This window comes from Amycolatopsis sp. Poz14, from assembly GCF_006704225.1.
Taxonomy (GTDB): Bacteria; Actinomycetota; Actinomycetes; order Mycobacteriales; family Pseudonocardiaceae; genus Amycolatopsis; species Amycolatopsis nivea.
Map to the genome: position 1 here is coordinate 6,270,812 of NZ_JACLHD010000001.1, position 22,149 is coordinate 6,292,960.

Annotated in this window: 22 protein-coding genes; 5 read left to right on the forward strand and 17 right to left on the reverse strand. The window is 71.5% G+C overall.

Going from position 1 to position 22,149, the window contains the following annotated elements:
* Positions 1-127 precede the first annotated feature (127 nt).
* From FKO37_RS29355 to pafA, 9 genes are all read right to left on the reverse strand, one after another.
* A complete protein-coding gene (locus tag FKO37_RS29355; RefSeq protein WP_037806816.1) occupies positions 128-2,893 on the reverse strand; it encodes an RNA helicase in 2,766 nt (921 codons plus the stop codon).
* A 51-nt stretch (positions 2,894-2,944) separates the two neighbouring features.
* On the reverse strand, positions 2,945-3,835 hold the full coding sequence (locus tag FKO37_RS29360; RefSeq protein ID WP_134668495.1) for a diacylglycerol kinase family protein: 891 nt from the start codon (positions 3,833-3,835) through the stop codon (positions 2,945-2,947).
* A 2-nt stretch (positions 3,836-3,837) separates the two neighbouring features.
* Positions 3,838-4,812: a twin-arginine translocase subunit TatC gene (tatC, locus tag FKO37_RS29365; RefSeq protein WP_037806456.1), complete on the reverse strand. Its 975-nt coding sequence runs from the start codon at positions 4,810-4,812 to the stop codon at positions 3,838-3,840.
* 88 nt (positions 4,813-4,900) lie between these two features.
* Positions 4,901-5,215: a Sec-independent protein translocase subunit TatA gene (tatA, locus tag FKO37_RS29370; protein WP_037806457.1), complete on the reverse strand. Its 315-nt coding sequence runs from the start codon at positions 5,213-5,215 to the stop codon at positions 4,901-4,903.
* Positions 5,216-5,252: 37 nt separating this feature from the next.
* Positions 5,253-5,465: a bacteriophage holin gene (locus FKO37_RS29375; protein ID WP_037806458.1), complete on the reverse strand. Its 213-nt coding sequence runs from the start codon at positions 5,463-5,465 to the stop codon at positions 5,253-5,255.
* Between the two features lie 10 nt (positions 5,466-5,475).
* The gene (locus tag FKO37_RS29380) at positions 5,476-6,456 is read right to left on the reverse strand and encodes a YafY family protein (protein ID WP_134731985.1); all 981 of its coding nucleotides are present in this window, start codon (positions 6,454-6,456) and stop codon (positions 5,476-5,478) included.
* Positions 6,453-7,445 (reverse strand): YafY family protein, encoded by a 993-nt coding sequence (locus FKO37_RS29385; protein WP_037806460.1) that lies wholly within the window; start codon positions 7,443-7,445, stop codon positions 6,453-6,455. Before FKO37_RS29385 ends, FKO37_RS29380 begins: the two co-directional genes overlap by 4 nt.
* Positions 7,446-7,601: 156 nt before the next feature.
* A complete protein-coding gene (locus tag FKO37_RS29390; protein WP_238606599.1) occupies positions 7,602-8,639 on the reverse strand; it encodes an oxidoreductase in 1,038 nt (345 codons plus the stop codon).
* 189 nt (positions 8,640-8,828) lie between these two features.
* Positions 8,829-10,187: a Pup--protein ligase gene (gene pafA / locus FKO37_RS29395; RefSeq protein ID WP_037806466.1), complete on the reverse strand. Its 1,359-nt coding sequence runs from the start codon at positions 10,185-10,187 to the stop codon at positions 8,829-8,831.
* Between the two features lie 205 nt (positions 10,188-10,392).
* On the opposite strand from pafA, the gene FKO37_RS29400 reads away from it, so the two are divergent.
* The 4 genes from FKO37_RS29400 to FKO37_RS29415 all read left to right on the forward strand — a co-directional run bounded on the left by FKO37_RS29400 (position 10,393) and on the right by FKO37_RS29415 (position 15,042).
* Positions 10,393-11,832: a bifunctional phosphatase PAP2/diacylglycerol kinase family protein gene (locus FKO37_RS29400; protein WP_240014252.1), complete on the forward strand. Its 1,440-nt coding sequence runs from the start codon at positions 10,393-10,395 to the stop codon at positions 11,830-11,832.
* 285 nt (positions 11,833-12,117) lie between these two features.
* Positions 12,118-13,353 (forward strand): esterase family protein, encoded by a 1,236-nt coding sequence (locus tag FKO37_RS29405; protein WP_238606601.1) that lies wholly within the window; start codon positions 12,118-12,120, stop codon positions 13,351-13,353.
* A 110-nt stretch (positions 13,354-13,463) separates the two neighbouring features.
* Positions 13,464-13,814 (forward strand): YciI family protein, encoded by a 351-nt coding sequence (locus FKO37_RS29410; RefSeq protein ID WP_037806471.1) that lies wholly within the window; start codon positions 13,464-13,466, stop codon positions 13,812-13,814.
* A complete protein-coding gene (locus FKO37_RS29415) occupies positions 13,807-15,042 on the forward strand; it encodes an RNA polymerase sigma factor (protein WP_134734403.1) in 1,236 nt (411 codons plus the stop codon). Before FKO37_RS29410 ends, FKO37_RS29415 begins: the two co-directional genes overlap by 8 nt.
* Here FKO37_RS29415 and FKO37_RS29420 read toward each other — a convergent pair.
* The 5 genes from FKO37_RS29420 to dop all read right to left on the reverse strand — a co-directional run bounded on the left by FKO37_RS29420 (position 15,021) and on the right by dop (position 19,466).
* On the reverse strand, positions 15,021-15,758 hold the full coding sequence (locus tag FKO37_RS29420) for a transglutaminase domain-containing protein (RefSeq protein WP_238606602.1): 738 nt from the start codon (positions 15,756-15,758) through the stop codon (positions 15,021-15,023). The genes FKO37_RS29415 and FKO37_RS29420 overlap by 22 nt on opposite strands.
* 66 nt (positions 15,759-15,824) lie before the next feature.
* Entirely contained in the window at positions 15,825-16,622 is a 798-nt protein-coding gene (gene prcA, locus FKO37_RS29425) for a proteasome subunit alpha (RefSeq protein ID WP_037806473.1), read from the reverse strand.
* Positions 16,623-16,683: 61 nt separating this feature from the next.
* Positions 16,684-17,541 (reverse strand): proteasome subunit beta, encoded by an 858-nt coding sequence (gene prcB, locus FKO37_RS29430; RefSeq protein WP_037806474.1) that lies wholly within the window; start codon positions 17,539-17,541, stop codon positions 16,684-16,686.
* A 138-nt stretch (positions 17,542-17,679) separates the two neighbouring features.
* Positions 17,680-17,874: a ubiquitin-like protein Pup gene (locus FKO37_RS29435; RefSeq protein WP_037806475.1), complete on the reverse strand. Its 195-nt coding sequence runs from the start codon at positions 17,872-17,874 to the stop codon at positions 17,680-17,682.
* Positions 17,875-17,963: 89 nt separating this feature from the next.
* On the reverse strand, positions 17,964-19,466 hold the full coding sequence (dop, locus tag FKO37_RS29440; RefSeq protein WP_037806477.1) for a depupylase/deamidase Dop: 1,503 nt from the start codon (positions 19,464-19,466) through the stop codon (positions 17,964-17,966).
* A gap of 40 nt (positions 19,467-19,506) precedes the next feature.
* On the opposite strand from dop, the gene FKO37_RS29445 reads away from it, so the two are divergent.
* Positions 19,507-20,025 carry an NUDIX domain-containing protein gene (locus tag FKO37_RS29445; RefSeq protein ID WP_037806479.1) on the forward strand — a complete coding sequence of 173 codons (519 nt, stop codon included), beginning with the start codon at positions 19,507-19,509 and terminating at the stop codon, positions 20,023-20,025.
* Here the strand turns inward: FKO37_RS29445 and FKO37_RS29450 are convergent.
* The 3 genes from FKO37_RS29450 to FKO37_RS29460 all read right to left on the reverse strand — a co-directional run bounded on the left by FKO37_RS29450 (position 20,016) and on the right by FKO37_RS29460 (position 22,066).
* Positions 20,016-20,639, reverse strand: coding sequence for a hypothetical protein (locus FKO37_RS29450; protein WP_037806480.1), 624 nt, complete (start codon positions 20,637-20,639; stop codon positions 20,016-20,018). The two genes, FKO37_RS29445 and FKO37_RS29450, sit on opposite strands and share 10 nt — an antisense overlap.
* Positions 20,640-20,709: 70 nt before the next feature.
* Positions 20,710-21,633, reverse strand: coding sequence for an aldo/keto reductase (locus tag FKO37_RS29455; RefSeq protein ID WP_037806481.1), 924 nt, complete (start codon positions 21,631-21,633; stop codon positions 20,710-20,712).
* Between the two features lie 94 nt (positions 21,634-21,727).
* Entirely contained in the window at positions 21,728-22,066 is a 339-nt protein-coding gene (locus FKO37_RS29460; RefSeq protein WP_037806482.1) for a hypothetical protein, read from the reverse strand.
* Positions 22,067-22,149: the final 83 nt, after the last annotated feature.

The window sequence follows — 22,149 nt, forward strand, 5'->3', positions numbered from 1 at the left end:
CGTTAGCCTCCGCCTTCGTCTGTCCGCATCCGCAGGCCGGGCCGCGGGTGTCGTGCGCGATCCAACCACAGGTCTGGACCTGGCACACGTGTCCGCGCGCAGTCGCTACCAAGGTGTGCCCTCGCGCTCACGCCGCGCCCGCCGCCACGACGCCGCGGCGCAGCGCCCGGACCGCCTGTGCCGCCGCCGCGCCGACCGGGTCCTCCTTGCCGAGGACGTCGCGGACCTGGTCGAGCAGGTCGATGACCTGGCGGCACCAGCGGACGAAGTCGCCCGCGGACAGTTCCTGTCCGTTGGTCTCGGCCGCGGTGAGGACCTTCTCCAGGGATTCGCCGCGCGCCCAGCGGTAGACCGGCCACGCGAACCCGGCGTCGGGTTCGCGGGTGCGGTCGAGGCGGTGGCGGCGTTCGTCCTCGGTGAGTTCGACCCACAGCCTGCTGGTTTCCTGCCACGCGCCGGGGACCGCGCCGCCGGGCAGGCGGGGTTCGCCCGCGGTGTCGCGGCGTGCTTCGAACACGAGGGTGGACACGACGGCGGCGAGTTCGGCCGGGCCGAGGCCGTTCCAGACGCCGTGCCGGATGCATTCGGCGGCGAGCAGGTCGGATTCGCTGTAGAGGCGGGTGAGGCGGCGGCCGTGTTCGGTGACGCGGTCCTCGCCGTCGCCGGGGCGGACGTAGCCGCGTTCGCCGAGCAGCCGCAGGATCCGGTCGAACGCGCGGGCCAGCGAGTGCGTGGTGGCCGCGACCTTCCGTTCGAGCTGTTCGGTTTCGGCCGACAGCCGCTGGTAGCGCTCGACCCAGCGGAGGTTGGCCTCGCGTTCGGCGAGGCCGTGGCAGGGGTGGGCGCGCAGGGCGCGGCGCAGCGAGGCGAGTTCGGCGTCGTCGGCGGCCGCGGTGCGGCGGCGCTGGCGGCCGGGGAGCGCGATGCCGGCGTTGCGCAGCGACGAGGCGATGTCGCGGCGGGTCTTGGGCGAGCGCAGTTCGATGTGCTTGGGCAGCTTGATCCGGCCGAGGGCTTCGACCGGGGCCGGGAAGTCGGCGACCGACAGCGGCCCGGACCAGCGGTCCTCGGTGACGACGACCGGCCGGGGTTCGCGGATCGGGTCGAGGCCGGGGTCGACCACCACGGCGAGCCCGGCGCGGCGGCCCGCCGGGACCGGGATGACGTCGCCCTTGCGCAGTTTCTCCAGCGATTGGGCGGTCTCGGCGCGGCGGGAGGAGGTGTTCTGCCGCGACAGGGTCTTCTCGCGGGCGGAGATCTGCGCGCGGAGTTCGACGTACTCGAGCATCTGGTCGAAGTCGCCGGAGATCGCGGCGGTGTAGCCCTTGAGGGCTTCCTTGTTTCGTTCGATCCGCCGTGCGGTGCCGACGACCGACCGGTCGGCCTGGAACTGCGCGAACGACTGTTCCAGCAGGTCGCGGGCGGCGTCCGCGCCGACCTGGGCGACGAGGTTGACCGCCATGTTGTAGCCGGGGCGGAACGACGAGCGCAGCGGGTACGTGCGGGTGGACGCGAGACCGGCGACGGCCTTCGGGTCGACGCCGGGCTGCCAGGCGACGACGGCGTGGCCTTCGATGTCGATGCCCCGGCGGCCGGCGCGGCCGGTGAGCTGGGTGTATTCGCCCGGGGTGAGGTCGACGTGCGCCTCGCCGTTGTATTTCACGAGCCGTTCGAGCACGACGGTGCGGGCGGGCATGTTGATGCCGAGCGCGAGGGTTTCGGTCGCGAACACGACCTTGACCAGGCCGCGGACGAACAGTTCCTCGACGGTTTCCTTGAACGCGGGCAGCAGCCCGGCGTGGTGGCCCGCGAAGCCGCGCTCCAGCGCCTCGCGCCATTCCCAGTAGCCGAGGACGCCGAGGTCGCCCTCGGGCAGCTCAGCGGTGCGCTCGTCGACGATCCGGCGGATCTCCTCGACCTGTTCGGGGCCGTTGAGCCGCAGGCCGGACCGGACGCACTGGGCGACCGCCGCGTCGCAGCCGGCGCGGGAGAAGATGAACACGATCGCGGGCAGCAGCCCGGCGTGGTCGAGCCGTTCGACCACGTCCACGCGCGACGGCGGCCGGAACCTCGGTCCGCGCGGCGGTCCTCCGCGGCGGCCTCCGCGCGGGCCGCGGAAGTTGGGGGCGAAGCGGCCCATGTCGTCGGTTTTGCGCAGCAGCGTGGGGTTGATCCGGAGCTGTTCTCCCGGGTCGGCCTCGTTCTGGCCGGCGAACAGGTCGAGCAGCTGGTTGCCGACGAGCATGTGCTGCCACAGCGGGACCGGGCGGTGCTCGTCGACGACGACGGTGGTGTCGCCGCGGACCTCGACGAGCCATTCGCCGAATTCCTCGGCGTTGCTGACGGTGGCGGAGAGGCCGACGACGCGGACGTGCTCGGGCAGGTGGAGGATCACTTCCTCCCAGACCGCGCCGCGGAAGCGGTCGGCGAGGTAGTGGACCTCGTCCATGACGACGTAGCCGAGTTCGGGGATGGCGGAGCTGCCCGCGTAGAGCATGTTGCGCAGCACCTCGGTGGTCATGACGACCACCTGGGCATTGCCGTTGATCGAGGTGTCGCCGGTGAGCAGGCCGACGGCGTCGTTGCCGTAGCGTTCGACGAGGTCGGCGTACTTCTGGTTGGACAGGGCCTTGATCGGGGTGGTGTAGAAGCATTTGCGGCCCTCGGCGAGGGCGAGGTGGACGGCGAACTCGCCGACGACGGTCTTGCCCGCCCCGGTGGGGGCGCAGACCAGGACGCCGTGGCCCTCTTCGAGCGCTTCGCAGCCGCGGATCTGGAAATCGTCGAATTCGAAGGCCGATTCGGCGGAAAACCGGGTCAGCTGGGGGTGCTTGGCGCGGCGACGGGAGGCAGCGTAGGCCTCGGCCGGCGATGGTGAAGGGCTAGTGGCCACCCCGTCAGGGTTCCACATGCCCCCGACATTCCGCACGCGGCGTGCCGCCGGTCACCGCGGGGGCGCGACGACCGTGAGCGCGGAGGGCACGCAGGTCGCTTCGACCGGTGCCTGGCCTTGGTCTTCGCCGTCGGCGTAGACCGGCCAGCCGGGTGCTTCGATGCGCAGGGTGCGGGTGCGGAAGGTTTCGACGCTGGGCTTGTGCACGTGTTCGCCGGTGCGCAGGTGCGGCAGCATCCGGAGCAGGCGGGCGCGGCCGGGGGCGCCGATGACGGTGACGTCGAAGAGGCCGTCGCCGGGGTCGGCGTCGGGGCAGATCGGGATGCCGCCGCCGTAGAACGGGGTGTTGCCGACGGCGATCAGGCTCGTGTCCCCGGAGAAGGTGCCTTCGTCGGTGTGCACGACGATCGGGCTGGGCTTGAACGCGGCGAGTTCGGCGAGGATCGCGAGGTCGTAGCGGCGGGGTCCGGCGGGCCAGCGCATCGCGTTCGCGCGGGCGTTGACGGCGGCGTCGAATCCGGCGCACAGCACGGTGGCGAACCAGGTGTCGCCGACGCGGCCGAGGTCGACGCTGCGGCGGTGCCCGGCCTGCAGGGCTTTGGCGAGGGCGTCGGTGGCGGCGCGCGGGTCGGCCGGGACGCCGAGGGCGCGGGCGAAGTCGTTGCCGGTGCCGGAGGGGACGAGGCCGAGCGCGACGCCGTGGTCGGCGCAGAACTGGACGCCCTGGTGGGCCGCTCCGTCGCCGCCGAGGACGATCAGCACGTCGAGGCCTTCGGCGTGCGAGGACCGCATGAGCGCGCGGGATTCCTCGACGCTGGTGGCGGTGAGGAGGTCGAGCCGGTCGACGGCGGGCCGGAGCCGTGCCGCGACCGCTTCGGCGAGGCGCGCCGCGGCGCCGCGGCCGGAGGCCGGGTGCACGGCCAGTGCTGCGTTCAGGCCCACGGTCAGGTGATGTCGTCGGTCGAGCCGGAGCGGCCGGACGCCGGTTTCTGCGCGGCCGGTTCCTCGCCGTCGGCGGTGCTCGGCGTGTAGTGGAACGGCGCGGCCTCGTCGTCGGCGAGCTGGTCCCAGCCCTCGTCCTGGCGGACGCGGTCAAGCTTGCGGTCGTGGAAGCGGGCGATCTGGATCGAGATCTCGAACAGCAGGGTGAGCGCGGCGGCGAGGCCGAGCATCGAGAACGGGTCCGAGCCGGGGGTGGCGAACGCGGCGAAGACGAACAGCGCGAACACGATGCCGCGGCGCCACTTCTTGAGCTGCTGGTACTTGAGCACGCCGACGCGGTTGAGCATCACGACGAGCAGCGGCAGTTCGAAGCTGACGCCGAAGATCACCAGCAGCGAGAGGATGAACGAGATGTACTTGTCGCCGGTGAGGGCGGTGACGAACTGGTCCTGGCCGAACCCGGCGAGCAGCGCGAGGGCGTGCGGGACGAGCAGGTAGGCCAGTACCGCGCCGGCGGCGAAGAGCACGGAGGCGAAGCCGACGAAGGTGAGCGCGTACTTGCGTTCCTTGGCGTAGAGGCCGGGGGCGATGAACGCCCACAGCTGGTACAGCCAGGCCGGGGACAGCAGGACCGCGCCCGCGGCGACGCCGACTTTCAGGCGGAGCATGAAGACTTCGAACGGGACCGTCTGCAGCAGGCGGCAGCCGGTTTCGCCGCCGAACCGCTGTTCCTTCGGGATGGCGCAGTACGGGTGCGTCATGATGTCGCCGAGCGACGGGATCGGCCCGAACCGCTGGCCGAACCAGATGAACCCGAAGATCGCGCCGATGACGACGAAAACGACCGCCCAGCCGAGGCGGCGGCGGAACTCGTAGATGTGCTCGATGAGCGTCATCGTGCCGTCGGGGTTTTTCCGACGGCTGCGCCGGCTCCGCTTGCTGGACCGGCTGCCGTTGCCGTTGGCGGCTTCCGCCACTGGTCGTTCCGTTCTCGTCAGAGCCCGCCGGGGCGCGCCGCACCGGCGCGCCGCCGTGGACCGGGGACCGGGTGGTGCGCGCGGAGGGTCAGCTCGCGTTCTTCTGCGGCTGGTCGGCCGATGCCGCCTGCTGCTTCTTCAGTTCGTCGAGCTGGCGCTGGAGGTCGGCGACCTGCTTGTCCTGCGCGGTCTGCGCGGGCGCGGGAGGGGCGATGTGCCGGGTGTCGGCGGGCTCGGCCTCGGCTTCGGCCTTCTGTTCGCCGGTCAGGTCCTTGGTCTCGGCCTTGAAGATCTTCATGGACTTGCCGATGGACCGGGCCGCGTCCGGGAGCCGCTTCGCTCCGAACAGCAGAACCACCACGAGCACCAGAACGATGATGTGCCACGGCTGCAGCGCGTTCATGGTCGTCTGCCCTCCTTGTCTGGGGTCTGTGCTGATGTTACTTGTTGCCGGTCGCCGGGCGGCGTTCGGCCACGGCCACACGGAGTGCCGCGGACCGGGCCCGGAGGAGTCCGGTCCGGTCGTGGGTGTCCGCACTGACCATGCTCATGGTGCGGCGGAAGCGGCGCAAGACTCCGGCGGTCCGTACCAGCAGCAGGGCCAGGACGAGCAGGCCGGCCGCGAGCAGCACATAGACGGGCAGGTACGGCACTGAAACCACCTTATCGGTCGGAGATGGACATGAGGTGACGGGCACGCGCCACCGCGTCGGCGGCCCGGCGACCGACAGCCTCGGCGAGTGTGGCGGGGCTCTCCACCTGGGCTTCCCCGCCGAGGCTGAGCACGAGGCGGACCATCCAGGGCTCGTCGCTGTAGCGCATCGCGATGCGCAGCCGCCCGCCGTCGAGCTCGTCGAGTTCCTCGCACGGGTAGTACTCGGCGACCCAGCGCGCGTCGGGGTCGAGCACGAGATGGGCGACCCGCTGATCGGGACGGGCGGAGAAGACCCCGTCGGACAGGTCGGTGGGCCGCGCGTGGGCGGGCGGAGCTGCGGGTTCGTCCAATACGGTGAGCGCGTCCACCCGATCGAGGCGGAAGAGCCGGACGCCTTCGACCCGGCGGCACCACGCTTCGAGGTAGCCGACGCCTTGGACGATGACGAGCCGCATCGGGTCGACGGTGCGTTCGGTGATCTGGTCGCGCGAGGCGGTGTAGTAGCGCATCCGCAGCGCGCGGCCGTCCTGCAGGGCGCCGGAGACGGTCTCGCGGGTGCGGGCGGCGCGGGCTCCTTCGCGCACTCCTCCCCCGACGACGACTCCGGCCGGGCGGGCCTGCCCGGCGGCGTCCTCGATCTTGGCGATGGCGCGGCGGACCGCGTCGCCGTCGGCCACGCCCGGGGTTTCGGCGAGCGCGCGGAGCGCGACCAGCAGCGCGGTGGCCTCGCCGCCGGTGAGGCGCAGCGGGCGGCTCATCCCGGCGTCGTGGGTGACGACGATGGTGTCGCCTTCGAAAGACAGGTCGATGAGGTCGCCGGGGCCGTAGCCGGGCAGGCCGCACATCCACAGCAGTTCGAGGTCTTTGCGCAGCTGGCGCGGGGTGACGTCGAAGTCCTGCGCGGCCTCGTCGATCCGGATGCCGGGGCGGGCCAGCAGGTAGGGCACGAGCGCGAGGAGTCTCGGCATGCGTTCGCCGGAGGCGCTCATCGGGCGCTCCCCTGCCCGGTGCGGGCGAGCACGGCCTCGAGCCGGTGCTGCACGGATTTGGCGAGCACGTCCGGTTCGAGGACGAGGACGTCCGGGCCTTGCGCGGCGATCCAGTCGGCGGCCGATTCCGGGAAGTACAGGCCGATCTCGATGACGTCGCCTTCCTCGCCCGCGACGGTTTCGCGGCCGACGATGTCGCCGCGGCGGCGGACTCCGGCGGCGCGGCCGTCGGCGACCCACAGCCGGGCGGTCGTGACCGGGGCCGGGTCTTCGCTGCCGCCGGTCACCGACACGAGCTGCATGAGGTTGACGCCCTCGGGGCGCGCGACCGCGCCCGGTTTCCCGATCGCGGCGACCTTTCCGGTGACGCGGGAGAGCCGGAAGCAGCGGGGCGCGTCGCGGTCGCGGTCGTGCCCGACGACGTACCAGCGGGCGCGCCAGGACACGACGCCCCACGGTTCGAGCGTGCGGATGCGGCGTTCGGGCGAGCCGCTGCGCCGGTACTCGAACCGGACCGCCTGCCCGGCCTGGACGGCGGCGAGCATCGGCGCGAACGCCGGTTCCGCGCGCACCCGCGGTTCGATCACGGTCGGGGCCTGGTCGTCGACCTCGACGCCGGCCGCGCGCAGTTTCACCAGCGCGCCCTGGGCCTGTCCGGTGAGCTCGGGCGAATCCCAGAGCCGGACGGCGAGCCCGACCGCCGCGGCCTCGTCCGGCGCGAGGTCGATCTCGCCGAGTTCGTAGTCGCGGCGCGCGATGCGGTAGCCCTCGACCGGGTCGAAGACGGAGTTGCGGCCGGTTTCGAGCGGGATGCCGAGTTCGCGCAGTTCGGTCTTGTCCCGCTCGAAGGTGCGGAAGAAGGCGTCGTCGCTGGCCGCGTCGGCGTACCCGGGCACGATCCCGCGGATCCGCTCCGCGGTCAGGTACTGCCGGGTGGAGAGCAGGGCCAGCACGAGGTTGACCAGCCGTTCGGCGCGTGCGGTGGACACCAGACGACTCTAGCTCTCCCGGCCGCGCGCGATCGTCAGGTCCAGCCCTCGCGCGTCGCGCCTGGTCAGCCCGCGTGCGACCGAACGGACCCGCCGTGCGCGTCCCGTCACGCACCGCCGTTCCGGGCGGCTTCCCTGCCCGGAACGGGTTCCCTCTTACGGAACCAGCTTCGCGACGCGGCCCTTGGCTCCGCTGGCCCAGCACGCGCCGGACCACGTGCAGTCGACGGTGTCGAAACTGCCGCTGTCGAAGGAGGTCCAGTGCCGTCCCCCGTCGCGGCTCAGATCGCTCCCGCCCGGCCCGACGGCCAGCACCGTGCCGCCGCGCCAGGCGAGCCCGGAACGGTAACCGGCGGGATGCTCCGGCGGCGTGCGCCAGTTGCTTCCTCGATCATGGCTGAGCGCGACCGCCGGACCGGGCGCGGTCGGGTTCGCGTAGTCGCCGCCGATCGCGACGCCTTGCCACGGCGTACGGAACGCCACCGCGAACACTCCGGCCGACGCGCTGCTGGGCAACGGGGTTTCAGCCGCGGTCCAGTGCCGCCCGCCGTCTCCGGAGTGCAGGACGCGGGCGTGCGCACCCCCGCCGGTGGCGAGCCAGGCGTCGAACGGTCCGGACGTGGTGATGCACTGGCCGCTGGCGGCGAATCCGGCTTCGCCGGGTTCGGCGGGCGGGAACGCGTCGTCGGGGAGCTGCTTCCAGCTGCGGCCGCCGTCGAAGGTGGCCTGGACGCGGAACTTCCCGTCGACCGGGTCGCTCATCGCGAGGCCGCGCCACGGGTCGAAGAAGGCGAGGCAGTCGTAGAAGGCGGCGGAATCGGGATTGCTGAACGTCTGCCGCCAGTGCTTCCCGGCGTCGTCGGTGCGGTAGATCCGGGAATCCGCACCGGACCCGATCGACAGCACGACGGCGTGGTCGGCGTCGAAGGCCTCGATGTCGCGGAACTCGAGCTTCCCGGTGTCCGGCGGGCCGACCGGCCGCCAGCTGTGCCCGCCGTCGACCGTCCGCAGCACGGTGCCCTGGGTCCCGCTGACCCACGCCACCCGCTCGCTCACCGCGGACAGCCCGCGGAATTGCGCGGCGGTGCCGGTGGGCAGCAGCCGCCACGACGGCAGCGAAGAGGCCGCGGCGACTCCGCCCAGGGACACCGACAGCACCGCTATGAGGACGAGGACTCTCCGGAACGCACGCATGCGGAGATCCTGCCGCACTCGGGTGACAACTTTCGTCGGTTTATGCGCGCGCAGCAACGTTTTCCCGCGCCCGGACCGCTCGCGCAACCCCGACGCGGGAACGCCGAGGGAGGTTCGTGAGGGGCCCTGACGGAATCTGATTCCGTCAGGGCCCCTCGCGACCATCGAGCCGGTGTTCCGGCGCGGAAATTACAGCGAGCCGATCAGCCGTTCCACGCGCTCGTCGACCGACCGGAACGGGTCCTTGCACAGCACGGTCCGCTGCGCCTGGTCGTTCAGCTTCAGGTGCACCCAGTCGACGGTGAAGTCCCGTCCGGCCGCCTGGGCCGCCGCGATGAAGTCGCCGCGGAGTTTCGCCCGGGTGGTCTGCGGCGGGGTGTCCTTGGCCGCCTCGATCTCGCCGTCGTCGGTGACGCGCCGGACGAGTCCCTTGCGCTGCAGCAGGTCGAAGATGCCCCGGCCGCGGCGGATGTCGTGGTAGGCGAGGTCGAGCTGGGCCACGCGCGGGCTGGACAGGTCCAGGTCGTGCTTGGCCCGGTAGCGCTCGACCAGGCGGTGCTTGATCGCCCAGTCGATCTCGGTGTCGATCTTGCTGAAGTCCTGCTCCTCGACCGCCTCGAGCGCGCGGCCCCACAGCTCCACCACGCGTTCGTTGGCCGGGGTGGACCCGTTCTCCTTCAGGTGCTGGACGGCGCGGGCGTGGTACTCCCGCTGGATGTCCAGCGCGGACGCCTCGCGCCCGCCGGCGAGGCGGACCTGGCGGCGTCCGGTGAGGTCGTGGCTGATCTCCCGGATCGCGCGGATCGGGTTGTCGAGGGTGAAGTCGCGGAACTGGACCCCGGCCTCGATCATCTCGAGCACGAGGTGCGCGGACCCGACCTTCAGCATCGTCGTCGGCTCGGCCATGTTGGAGTCGCCGACGATGACGTGCAGGCGCCGGTAGCGCTCGGCGTCGGCGTGCGGTTCGTCGCGGGTGTTGATGATCGGCCGGGACCGGGTGGTGGCGCTGGAGACGCCCTCCCAGATGTGCTCGGCGCGCTGGGAAAGGCAGTACACCGCGCCGCGCGGGGTCTGCAGCACCTTGCCCGCGCCGCAGATGAGCTGGCGGGTGACGAGGAAGGGCAGCAGCACGTCGGCGATCCGGGAGAACTCCCCGGCACGGGTCACCAGGTAGTTCTCGTGGCAGCCGTAGGAGTTGCCCGCGGAGTCGGTGTTGTTCTTGAACAGGAAGATGTCGCCGCCGATGCCCTCGTCGGCCAGCCTGCGCTCGGCGTCCACGAGGAGGTCCTCGAGGATCCGCTCGCCTGCTTTGTCGTGCGTGACGAGCTGGGTCAGGTCGTCGCACTCCGCTGTCGCGTACTCCGGGTGCGAGCCCACGTCGAGGTAGAGCCTGGAGCCGTTGGACAGGAACACGTTGGACGAGCGTCCCCACGAGACGACCCGCCGGAAGAGGTAGCGCGCGACCTCGTCGGGCGAGAGCCTGCGCTGGCCGTGAAAGGTGCACGTGACCCCGAACTCGGTCTCGATGCCAAAGATCCGCCGCTGCATCCCACCAGAGTAGGCGCTGGACCCCCGCGGAAGGTGCGCCGTTCGGGCGGCGACACGCGGTCGGTACGTTGCAAGTGGTGACATTGCGGCGGAAACCGGTCGCCGGGACCGGTGGGCGATCCGGCGCGGCCAGCGGAGGTGGACGAGAGTGTTCCAGCAGGTCGGCCGGGCGTTCCGGCAGGTAGGGCGGAGGGATCGGGCCCTGATGAGGCACAGTGCGGCGCTCCCCCGCACCCGGGCGGACGACATCGTGACCGCGCTGTCCCGAAGTGCGGACAAATCGCGGCTCTGGTGGGGCGTGGCGGCCGTGCTGGCGGTCCGGAAGGGCCCGGCGCGCCGCGGCGCGCTGCGCGGGATCGCCGCCATCGCGGGGGCGAGCGCCGCGGCGAACCTGGTCGCGAAGCCGTTGTTCCCGCGCCGCCGTCCGGCCGAGGAAGAGGTTCCGGCGCACCGTCAGCTGCGGAAACGGCCGACGTCGTCGTCGTTCCCGTCCGGGCATTCGGCTTCCGCCGCCGCGTTCGCGACCGCGGTCGCGATGGAGTCGCCGCGGGCCGGGCTGGCGATCGTGCCGCTCGCCGGCGCGGTCGCCTACTCGCGGGTGCACACCGGCGTGCACTGGCCGAGCGACGTCGCCGCGGGGCTCGCGATCGGGACCGGGATCGCCGTGCTGACCCGGCACTGGTGGCCGCTGCACCCGGATGTCCGCGCCCGCACCGCGCACGCGGCGGAAGCGCCGGAGATGCGCGACGGCGAGGACATGCTGGCGCTGGTCAACCCGCATTCGGGCGTCAACGGCCAGGACCCGACCGAGGACGTCCGCTACGCGTGGCCGAAGGCGTCGCTGATCTACCCGGACCCGTCGCGGGATCTGCGCGAGCAGCTCGCCGACGAGATCGAAGCGCACGGTTCGGTCCGCGCGCTCGGCGTGGCGGGCGGGGACGGCACGGTCGCGGCCGTGGCGTCGGTCGCCGCCGAACGCGGGCTGCCGCTGGCGCTCATCCCGGCCGGGACGCTCAACCACTTCGCCCGCGACGTCGGGGTCCGGTCGATGCCGGACGCGGACGAGGCGACCGAGGGCGGGCACGCGGTCGGCATCGACCTGGCCGAGGTCGAGATCGACGGCTCCGGCGAGGCCGGGCACCGCTGGTTCGTCAACACCGCGAGCCTCGGCGGGTATCCGGAAATGGTGCGGCTGCGGGAAAAGCTGCAGACCCGGTTCCCGAAGTGGCCGTCCGCGGCGATCGCGCTGGTGCGGGCGCTGCGGCGGGCGAAACCGCTGCGGGTGCAGCTGAACGGGAAGCCGACGCAGGTGTGGCTGATCTTCGTCGGCAACGGCACGTACGCACCGAAAGGGTTCGCGCCGTCGCGGCGCCCGGCGCTCGACACCGGCCTGCTCGACGTCCGGTACGTGCGGGCCGACGTGCGCTGGTCGCGGATCCGGTTCGTGGCCGCGAGCCTCACCAACAGCCTGCACGCGAGCCACGTCTACCGGCAGCGGGACCTGCCGGAGCTGCACGTGCGGCTGCTCGACGGGAACCGCCGGGTCGCCACCGACGGGGAGGTCGGGCCGCTCGGGCGGGAGTTCCGGTTCCGGTCGCGGCCGAGCGCGCTGACCGTCTACCGGAATCCGGACCGCGACGCCTGACCGCGCGATGCCCTAACGTCTCTCCGCCGGCGTTCGGCCGGGCACCGTGTTCTTCGCCGCAGTGCCCGGCCGACCCCGCGCTGACCTGTGCTTTTGCCGTCAGCTCGCCGCATCGGGGGCGGGTCTTGATCGTTTCTTTACCTTTTCTCAACGAATCCACAGCGAGCCCTCAATAGCGTGATCTTCGAGGTGCGGACTGCCCTGTCCGCACCAGTTCACGGCAGGGGTCTTCTCAGTGCGTTTTTCCTCCCGCGGTCGCAGCTGCCCGTCTCCGGCAGGCCGCGGATGACCCGGCTGCTCCCGCAGGCTGTCGATCCGGTCCTGCCCCCGTCGGTCACGTCGCAGGCGCGCGACCTCGGGCCGCTCGAATCCCCCTTGCTGTGGCTGGCGTTCGCCGGGGCCGCCGCGGCGGTCCTCGCCGTCACCATCGCGCTCGCGCACCGCCGCCGCGTGCGCCGCTGGGGCGTCAGCGGGTCGATCGCACTGTTCCTGATCGCCGCGGTCACCGCGGTGAACAGCTACGTCGGCTACGTCCGCACGCCCAGCGACCTCGGCAGGCTGCTGCAGCGCGGTTCCGGCGCGATGAACGTCGCGGGCACCCTGCTGCGCAGCACCAGCGACGATCCGGCCGAGGATTCGGACCCCAGCACGCCGGACAGCTCCACCGGCGGGAGCAGCGGCAGCTCCCCCGCCGCCGGCCGCCCGGCGGCTCCGGCGAACGCCAACGGCAGCACCGAGGTCCTCAACGTCCCCGACCCGGCGCACGGCGTGCAGAACGGCGAGAACTACGTCATCCTGCCGGCCGGCTACCACGATCCGGCGAACGCGGCCAAGCGCTACCCGGTCGTCTACCTGATCCACGGCTACCCCTACGGCGGTCCGCGCGACTGGCTCACCTCCGGCTCCGCGCCGCAGACGCTGAAAAGCCTCGAAGACGCGAACGTGATCCAGCCGATGATCATCGTGAGCGTCGACCTCACCGCCAACCGGCCGAGCACCGACTGGGAATGCCTCAACGTCCCGGGCGGACCGCAGCTGGAGACGTATCTCGCCAGCAGCATCGTCCCGTCGGTCGACCAGCACTACCGCACCTTCGCCGACCGCGGCCACCGCGCGCTCGGCGGCATGTCCGGCGGCGGCTTCGGCGCGCTGAACATCGGGCTGCACCACCTCGACGAGTTCGGCACGCTGCTGATCTCGCTGCCGTACGACGACCTGAACGACTCGGTCGGCGTCCTCGGCGGCAACCAGGCGGCGATCGCGGCGAACACCCCGCGCCGCTACATCCCGACGATGCCGTTCCCGCAGAAGGTCGCCGTGATGCTGACCGTCGGCACCGGCGCGCCGACCGACGTCGCGACCGCGCACCGCATCGCCGGGTCGCTGGAACGGCGCGGCCAGGAGGTCGTGGTGCACGCCGAGCGCGGGTTCAACCACACCTGGCACACCGCCCGCGCGACGCTCCCGTACATGCTCGCCTTCGCCGATCAGAACTTCCGCACCGCGCCTGCCGCCTCCTGAGCGGATTGTCCGGAAAAATGTCTTCCGGGCGCTGTCCATCCGGGCGGGCGCCGTTCGTGGTGAGGTCAGTGCGGCACTCCGGCCGCGCTGACCGACGAAGGAGCCCGACCATGAAGTACCTGCTGCTGATCCACGCTTCCGCGGCCACCGAGCAGGGCGGGGCGGCCGGCTGCGAGCCCGCCGACTGGATGGCCTACGACAAGGAAGTCCGCGACGCGGGGGTGTTCGTCAGCGGGGAGTCCCTCGCCGATCTCGTGACCGCTACCAAGGTGCAGGTGGGCGCGGACGGCGAGCGGTCCATCACGACCGACGGCCCGTTCGCCGAGACCCGCGAACTGCTCGGCGGGTTCTACGTGCTGGACGTGCCGGACCTCGACGCGGCGCTCGACTGGGCGGCCCGCTGCCCGGGTTCGCGGGACGGTTCGGTCGTGGTGCGCCCGATCGCCGACTTCGATGCCTGACGCGCGAGCGTCCGTGGCGGCCGTGTTCCGCGAGGAGCACGGCCGCCTGCTCGGCGCGCTCGTCCGCCGTTTCGGCGACCTCGACCTGGCCGAGGAGGTCGCCGCCGAAGCGGTGGAGGCCGCGCTGGTGCGCTGGCCGGTCGACGGCGTCCCACCGAAACCCGGCGCGTGGCTGATGACGACCGCGCGCCGCAAGGCCGTCGACCGGCTCCGCCGCGACCAGGCGTACGCGGCGAAACTCGCCGTCCTGCAAGCGGAATCCGACCGCAGCGACCCTCCCCCGCCGCCCGGGGCCGACGGCGACCTGCCCGACGACCGGCTCCAGCTGTTCTTCGCCTGCGCTCACCTCGCGCTGGCCGCCGAGGACCGGCTCGCGCTCACGCTGCGCTGCCTGGCCGGGCTCACCACGCCCGAGGTGGCGCGGGCGTTCCTCGTGCCGACCGCGACGATGGCGAAACGGATCGTGCGGGCCAAGAACCGGATCCGCGACCACCGCATCCCGTTCCGCGTCCCGGCCGGCGACGAGCTGCGCGCCCGGCTGCCCGGCGTGCTGCAGGTGCTGTATTCGCTGTTCACCGAGGGCTACGCGGCCAGCTCCGGCCCGGACATCCAGCGTCCGGACCTGGCCGAGGAAGCGATCCGGCTGGCGCGGATCCTGCACCGCCTGCTGCCCGACGAACGCGAGAGCACCGGACTGCTGGCGCTTCTGCTGCTCGTCCACGCCCGCCGCGCCGCGCGCACCGGACCGGACGGCGAGTTCGTCCTGCTCGAAGACCAGGACCGCACCTCCTGGGACGCGGCGCTGATCGACGAAGGCCGCGCGCTGGTGCCGGTCGCGCTGACCGGCGGCCCGCCCGGGCCGTACGGCGTGCAGTCGGCGATCGCCGCGCTGCACGCCGAAGCACCGGACGTCGCGCACACCGACTGGCCGCAGATCGTGGCGCTGTACGACATCCTGCTGGCCCTCGCCCCGACCCCGGTGGTCGCGCTCAACCGCGCGGCCGCGGTGGCGATGCGCGACGGACCCGAAGCCGGACTCAAACTCCTAGACGGGCTAGCCAGCGAGCCGCGACTGCAGGGCTACCACCCGTACGCCGCGGCTCGCGGAGACCTGCTGCACCGCCTCGGCCGCGACGACGAAGCCGCGGCGGCGTACCGGGAAGCGTTGGCCAGCGCGGGAACCGAGCCGGAACGCGCGCATCTGCGTCAGCGGCTGGAGGCGCTCTGACGCGGCACCCACCGGCTCAGCACCGGGTCGATCAGCCTCGTCAACGGACCGGACAACGTCTGGCCGTGCCGCCGGAACAGCTCGTCGCGCGAATCGAAACGGCCTAGATCCGCCAGCACCGTCGCCGACAGGTCACACGCTCCGCCGGTTTCGCAGGTGACGCCGTCCCAGTCGATCGCCGTGCGGGACACCGCGTCGAACAGCGTTTCCCCGCTGTCATTGGAAAATCCCGGACTCGCCGCCAACGCGGTCAACGGTCCGAACAACTCCCCGACCGGGACCCAGCTGCCGTCGATCCCGAACTCGGGCCACGCCACCAGCACCCGCGACGGCACCAGGGACTTCAGCCGCGGAAACCGCGGATACCAGAACCGGCCGTCCACGAGCAGGCCCCGCACCCGCGTCGGAATCCCTTGCGCCCGCGCGACTCCCTCCAGAATCGCCAGCCGCTGACTGCACGAACCCCGCCCGCGACGCAACGTCCGCGAGATCGGCTGCCGCTCCTGCACCGCATACACCGGCCGCACCGCACCGGCGATCACCCGGTGCGCCGCCCGCAACCCGGCCAACCGGTCGTCCGACGCGGTCGCCCGCACCAACGACTGCACGAGCGGATCGCGCCAGTCGAGAATCGCCGTCGGGACCACACCGCCCGCGGCGGAACCCGCCCCGGCGACCCGACGACGCCACCACGGGGTCACCAGCGCACACGTCACCACGCCAGTATCCCGGAAAACGACTGCGGGCCGCCGGAATCGTCCGGCGGCCCACAGCGCGTCAGGTCATTCCTTCTCGGCCGAACCCTCGCCGGAACCCTTGTCCGAGTCCTTGCCGTCGCCCTCGCCGGACTCGTCCGCCTTCTCGGCAGGCTCCTCCTTCGCCGGCAGCAACGCCTCCAGCGCCGCCCCCGACAACCGCCGGAACGCCCGCCGCGGCTTCGCCCGGTCCAGCACCGCGACCTCAAGCTTGATCTCCGCCTCCGCCGCCGACCCGTTCCCGTTCGACGACGTCGCGGTCGCCCGCAACCCCTCGATCGCCGTCGCCAGCGCCGTCCGCAGATCGTGCTCCGGATCCACGACGTCCTTCAGCTTCGTCGTGATCGGTTCCGTCTGTCCGCCCATCACCACGAACGGCGACTCGTCGAAAATCGACCCGTCGAACGTCAACCGGTACAACTGGTCCTCCGCCGCGGTCGCCCCGACCTCGGCCACGCACACCTCCACCTCGAACGGCTTCAGCTGCTCGGTGAAAATGCTGCCCAGCGTCGCCGCGTACGCGTTCGCCAGCGCCCGCGCGCTCACATCCCGCCGGTCGTACTGGTAGCCCTTCAAATCCGCGTGCCGGATCCCCGCCACCCGCAGATTCTCGAACTCCGAATACCGGCCCACCGCGGCGAACCCGATCCGGTCGTAGATCTCGGACACCTTGTGCAGCGTCGCCGACGGATTCTCCGCCACGAACAGCACCCCGCCCGCGTACTTCAGCACCACCACGCTCCGGCCCCGCGCGATCCCCTTGCGCGCCAGCTCGGAACGCTCCCGCATCAACTGCTCGGGAGAGGCATACAACGGCATCGTCACGGTGTCGGCTCCACGTTCTCCGAAAACTCGGCAATCATTGATTCAGCGGACATCGACGGCCTCACACCGGCCGGTGGTGATTGCGCTCCGCGCGCCCGGCCACCACCGCCTCGGCCACCGCACCCGTCCGCTCCGCGGGCAGCACCACCGCGCCGTCCTCCGCGGTGATGGTGATGACGTTCGGGAAAATCCGCCGCACCATGTCCGGCCCGCCGCTCGCGGTGTCGTCGTCCGCCGCGTCGTACAACGCCTCCAGCGCCGTCCGCACCGCCGCGTCCACGTCCGCGTCCGGGTCGTACAGCTTTTTCAGCGACGACTTCGCGAACAGCGAACCCGAACCGACACTGGCATACCCGGCGTGCTCCTCGTACCGCCCGCCCGCCGCGTCGTACGACACGATCCGGCCCGCGTGCTTCGCGTCCTCGGCCTCCAGGTCGTACCCGACGAACAACGGCACGACCGCCAGGCCCGCCATCGCCATCTCCAGGTTCGCCTTCACCATCCCGGCCAGCTTGTTCGTCTTGCCGTCCAGCGAAAGCGAAACGCCCTCGATCTTCTCGTAATGCGCCAGCTCCACCGCGTACAGCCGGACCATCTCCACGGCCAGCCCCGCGGTCCCCGCGATGCCCACCGCCGAGTACTCGTCCGTGACGTGCACCTTCTCGATGTCCCGGCTCGCGATCAGGTTCCCCGACGTCGCCCGCCGGTCGCCGGCGATCAGCACCCCGCCGGCGAACGCCACCGCCACGATCGTCGTGCCGTGCGGCACGTCCAGCTCACCCGCCGGCACCCGCCGCGCCGGCAACAGCTCCGGCGCGGTCGCGCGCACGAAATCCGCGAACGACGACGTCGCCGGCGAAAAGTAGGCCGACGGCAGTCCGGGCCCGGAAAAACCCGCCCCAGAGAAGGTGTTGTCCATACGTGCTCTCGGTTCCCATCTCATCCCGTGCCCGGCAACGCCGAGCACAACCTGCCCCCGGCGCCGCCGCGCGAAACCTCCGGCCCAGCGCGCCCGCCGCACCGCCCCGCACCCGGGGCGGCCGCGACGGGCGGACGGCTACTCGCCGCCCTTCTGCACGTAAGCGCGGACGAAGTCCTCGGCGTTCTCTTCCAGCACGTCGTCGATCTCGTCGAGGATCGTGTCCACGTCCTCGCCGAGCTTCTCCCGCCGCTCCTGGCCCGCCCCGCCGGCGTCGTCGAACTCCTCGTCGGAATCGCCGCCGCCGTGCTTCTCGATCTTCTCCTGCGCCATCTCGCCTCCCGGTCTGGCCGATGTTCCCTAGCCTACCCAGCGGTACCGACGAAAAGGGCCTTCCAGCGGCCCGAAACGCCGGGATCGCGCTAGTCCGAACCGGTGATCGCCTCCACCAGCTCCTCCGCCGTCGCCGCCGCGTCCAGCAGCTTCCCGACGTGCGCCTTCGTCCCCCGCAACGGCTCCAGCGTGGGGATCCGCACCAGCGACTCCCGGCCCACGTCGAAAATCACCGAATCCCACGACGCCGCCGCGATCGACGACGCGTACTTCTCCAGCGCCCGGCCCCGGAAGTAGGCGCGCGTGTCCGAGGGCGGATTCGTGATCGCCGCCTGCACCTCCTCCTCAGTGACCAGCCGCTTCATCGAACCCCGCGTGACCAGCCGGTTGTACAGGCCTTTGCCCAGCCGCACGTCCGAATACTGCAGGTCCACCAGCCGCAGCCGCGGCGCGCCCCACGCCAGCTGGTCCCGCTCCCGGTACCCCTCCAGCAGCCGCAGCTTCGCGGGCCAGTCCAGCCGGTCCGCGCACTCCTGCGGATCCCGCGCCAGCGCGTCCAGCACCTCGCCCCACACCCGCAGCACTTCCTTCGACGCCTCGTCCGCGCCCGTGCGCTCGAGATTCGCCGCCGCCAGCTCGTGATACGCGAACTGCAGGTCCAGCCCGGTGAACTTCTTCCCGTTCGCCAGCTCGACCTTCGTCTTCAGCGTCGGGTCGTGGCTGATCTTGTGCACCGCCCGCACCGGCTCGTCCAGCTTCAGGTCGTCGAACCGCACGCCCGCCTCGATCAGGTCCAGCACCAGCGCCGTCGTCCCGACCTTCAGATACGTCGAGTACTCCGACAGGTTCGCGTCCCCGATGATCACGTGCAGCCGCCGGTACTTGTCCGCGTCCGCGTGCGGCTCGTCGCGCGTGTTGATGATCCCGCGCTTGAGCGTGGTCTCCAGCCCGACCTCGACCTCGATGTAGTCCGAGCGCTGCGAAAGCTGGAAACCCGCCTCCTCGCTCTGCTGCCCGATCCCCACCCGGCCAGAACCGCACATCACCTGCCGCGACGCGAAGAACGGCGTCAGCCCCCCGATCACCGCCGTGAACGGCGTCGACCGCTGCATCAGGTAGTTCTCGTGCGTGCCGTAGCTCGCGCCCTTGCCGTCCACGTTGTTCTTGTACAGCTGCAACGGCGGCTGCCCCGGCACGGTGGCCGCCTTCAAAGCGGCCTCCTCCATCACCCGCTCGCCCGCTTTGTCCCAGATCACCGCGTCCCGCGCGTTCGTGACCTCCGGCGCCGAGTACTCCGGATGCGCGTGGTCCACGTACAGCCGCGCACCGTTGGTGAGGATGACGTTCGCCGCGCCCAGGTCCTCGACGTCCGGGTCGTGCCCGGGACCGCCCGGCCCCGTCAGGTCGAACCCGCGCGCGTCGCGCAACGGCGACTCCACCTCGTAGTCCCAGCGCGCCCGGCGCGCCCTCGGGATGTCCGCAGCCGCGGCGTAGGCCAGCACCACCTGAGTCGAGGTGAGCACCGGGTTCGCCGTGGCGTCCCCGGGCACGGCGATGCCGTACTCGACTTCGGTTCCCATGATCCGACGCATGCCACCACCCTACGGGTTCGACGCGTGCGAGGATGCCCCCATGCCAGGCAGTGACGAACTCGTTGCCCTCTATGACGACGCGGGTCGCCCGGCCGGCGAGGCGCTCCGCTCCCGGGTCCGGGCCGAAGGGCTCTGGCACGCCGCCGGCGTCGTCCTCGTCCGATCGGGCGACGGACGCTCGGTCTACGTGCACCTCCGCACCGCGGACAAGGACACGTTCCCCTCCACCTGGGACTGCTGGGCGGGCGGAGTCGTCGCCGCGGGCGAAACCCCCGCCGACTGCGCGCGCCGCGAACTCGCCGAAGAACTCGGCGTCCACGGAGTGGAACCGGAACCGCTGTTCACCAAAATCTACGACGACGGCTCGATCCGCTGCCACAACTTCGCCTTCGAAGTCCGCTGGGACGGCCCGGTGACACTGCAGGCCGAGGAAATCGTCGAAGGACGCTGGATCCCGCTCGACGAACTCCGCTCCTGGGTCTTCGCCGCCGAACCCGAACCGCCCTTCATCCCCGACGGCCGCGCGGGCGTCCAGGAATGGTTCCGCCGTTACGGCTGAACAGTCAGCTTCGCCGCGATCTTCGGCAGCAACCGCTTCGCCGCGTCCTGCGCCCGCGCCGGCGTGCTCGCCGCGACGCTCAACGCCGACACCAGATTCCCCTTCGCCACCAACACCGCACACGTCGAACCCTCGCACCACGCCCGCTGCACGGTGATCCCCGGCTGCGGCGGCAACGACACCTCCATGCCCGCGCAATGCGTGCCCGCCACGACATCCTCGCCCGAGCGGTCCGCGTACACCGTGACCTCGTGCGTCAACGCCGAACCGCTCGGATACACCCAGCTCACCGACTTGCGCTCACCCGCGGCCAACCCGCTCAGACACCCCGAAACGCGACCCGCACCCGGCGCCACGCCCTCCTCGGCAACGTCCGCGTCGGACAGCAAAGCCGCCTCCGCGCGCCGCGGATCCGGTGCCGCCGAAGAAGAAACCACCGGAGGATCGACCGCCCGCGACACCGGCGGAGCGACCGGAGCGCTCGTGCCCGGCGATGGGGCCGGATCGTCGTAATAGGTCTCGAGATTGTTGGGCCGGTTGCCGCATCCGGCGAGCCCGGCCAGCGCGCCCAGCCCGACCAGCACAGCGACTGCTGGCACCTGCCGACGACGCACGTTGCCCCTCCGCGCTCAGTGTTGCCCGTCCGCCCCGGGCCATGCTGGGCCCCGAGGGTAATGCAATCGCTCAGCTCCACCCGAGGTGGGATCGATGCGCCCAGTACTCGCGCACGTCCTGCGCGAGTTGTCCCAGCGCAACGCGGTCCTCGTCGCCGAGGCGCACTCGCGTGGCGGCGAGGTTCGCCGCCAGCTGTGCCGGACTCGACGGACCCAGCACCGCCATCGGAGCCCACTCCTGTCCGAGCACCGCGGCGACCGCGATCGCGTCCGGGCCGACGCCGTGCTCCCCGGCGATCCGCCGCAACGTCTCGGGAGCTTCCGCCACGAGCCGTCCGTTCGCGAGAGTTTCCTTGACCAGCACCCGTTTCCCGGCCACGTGCGCCTCCGCCAGCGCCGGACCGACCGACGGCTCGAAAACGTTCCAAGTGGACTGGACCGACGCGAACACCGGCTGCCCGGCCGATTCCAGCTCGAACGCCCGGCGCACCACGTCCGCCTGCGCGGGTCCGGATGTTGAGAAGCCGACTTCGATGCCGTCGCCGGAAAGCCCGGCCAGCGCGTCTATCAGCGCCGGATCAGTGAAAAGTGGACTGTCCACAGTGAGCGAATGGACCTGGTAGAGGTGCACGTGCGCAGCCAGGAGTTCCCGCGTCTGCGCCCACTGTTCGCGAAACCGCGGCAGCGTGTGTTCCTTGACCTCGTGGACGTCCGCGTCGAGCCGCCAGTCGCCTACGTAGCGGTAGCCCCACTTGCTGGACACCGTGACGTCCTGGTGTCCGCGCTCGGCCAGCCAGCTGCCGAGGAACTCCTCCGAACGACCGTAAGACCGCGCGACGTCGACCCATCGGACGCCCGCCGCGTACGCCGCGTCGAGCACCTCGTGCGTCGCGGCCCGCATCGACGGCACATCCCGCACTTCGGGCAAGTCCCGCCCCAGGTTGATGTATGCCGGACGGCCGAGCGCGGCCAGCCCCACCGCGATGCGGTCCATCGGGTCCCCTTGTCGTTGCTGTGTTTTGGAAGTCGCGCCGTGAGCTTAGGCGCGGCGATGTGGAGCGTTTTCCGATCGCCAGATGTATAGGTCGTTATACGCTTTGTTTGTGCCGGAGGATGGCGAGCCATTGGCTGGCGTTTTGGGCTTGGCGGTGGAGTTTTTCGAGGCGGGCGGCGGGTGCGCGGACGTAGCCTTTGCCGAAGACCGGGGCGATTTGGCGGAGGCTGGCTCCTTCTTCGCGGGCGGCGAGGAGGGCCCAGTCGGAGGCGTCGGCGCAGGCCGCGGAGGCGCGGCGCAGCTCTCCCAGGAGGTCGATGAGGTCGTTGGCGTTGAGCTCCCCCGTTTGGACGGCGGCGGCGGTCGTCTCGAGCCAGGCCAGGACGTCGGCTTCGGTGACCGGCGGGCGCGGGCGGGCGTTGTCTGTGCTCACGCGGCGCAGTATAGGGCGTTATACACCGAGGTCGAACACAGTGACCGAAACCTGCTGGACTCGGGGCGTGGCGCGCACGTTGA

Coding starts and splice junctions, on each gene's coding strand:
- FKO37_RS29410 (WP_037806471.1), top strand. CDS start 13,464: ATGAAGTACCTGCTGCTGATCCACGCTTCCGCGGCCACCGAGCAGGGC.
- FKO37_RS29455 (WP_037806481.1), bottom strand. CDS start 21,633: ATGGACCGCATCGCGGTGGGGCTGGCCGCGCTCGGCCGTCCGGCATAC.
- tatA (WP_037806457.1), bottom strand. CDS start 5,215: ATGAACGCGCTGCAGCCGTGGCACATCATCGTTCTGGTGCTCGTGGTG.
- FKO37_RS29380 (WP_134731985.1), bottom strand. CDS start 6,456: ATGAGCGCCTCCGGCGAACGCATGCCGAGACTCCTCGCGCTCGTGCCC.
- FKO37_RS29435 (WP_037806475.1), bottom strand. CDS start 17,874: ATGGCGCAGGAGAAGATCGAGAAGCACGGCGGCGGCGATTCCGACGAG.
- FKO37_RS29390 (WP_238606599.1), bottom strand. CDS start 8,639: ATGCGTGCGTTCCGGAGAGTCCTCGTCCTCATAGCGGTGCTGTCGGTG.
- prcB (WP_037806474.1), bottom strand. CDS start 17,541: ATGGACAACACCTTCTCTGGGGCGGGTTTTTCCGGGCCCGGACTGCCG.
- FKO37_RS29415 (WP_134734403.1), top strand. CDS start 13,807: ATGCCTGACGCGCGAGCGTCCGTGGCGGCCGTGTTCCGCGAGGAGCAC.
- FKO37_RS29405 (WP_238606601.1), top strand. CDS start 12,118: ATGACCCGGCTGCTCCCGCAGGCTGTCGATCCGGTCCTGCCCCCGTCG.
- dop (WP_037806477.1), bottom strand. CDS start 19,466: ATGCGTCGGATCATGGGAACCGAAGTCGAGTACGGCATCGCCGTGCCC.
- pafA (WP_037806466.1), bottom strand. CDS start 10,187: ATGCAGCGGCGGATCTTTGGCATCGAGACCGAGTTCGGGGTCACGTGC.
- FKO37_RS29400 (WP_240014252.1), top strand. CDS start 10,393: ATGAGGCACAGTGCGGCGCTCCCCCGCACCCGGGCGGACGACATCGTG.
- FKO37_RS29445 (WP_037806479.1), top strand. CDS start 19,507: ATGCCAGGCAGTGACGAACTCGTTGCCCTCTATGACGACGCGGGTCGC.